1 pseudogene is annotated in these 261 nt (G+C 57.5%); it reads right to left on the bottom strand.

Annotated elements, in window-relative coordinates:
• Positions 1-261 (bottom strand): annotated as a pseudogene (locus tag OGL93_RS22180) (RHS domain-containing protein); the annotation flags it as partial.

Raw genomic sequence — 261 nt, forward strand, 5'->3', positions numbered from 1 at the left:
AACGTATTGTAGTGCAGCCCCGTCTCGGCATCGAAGTATTGCCCCTGGAACCGCAGGTTCTGCTCGACCCAATTTACGGTCAAAATCTTCTACCGAACCCCAGGCCCGATAGGTCGCCTGCCACACAATATCGCCAGCGACGTCGGTCATTTCCAGGGGCGTGCCGATCTGGTCGGTGTGGAAGTAGTAAAGCTTCTGCTCCTCACCCTCCGCCTGATCGATACGGGCCAGCGGCGCATAGCTGGCGGGTTCATACACATA

This window comes from Pseudomonas sp. RIT-PI-S (genome assembly GCF_025642975.1).
In the GTDB taxonomy this organism is placed as follows: Bacteria; Pseudomonadota; Gammaproteobacteria; order Pseudomonadales; family Pseudomonadaceae; genus Aquipseudomonas.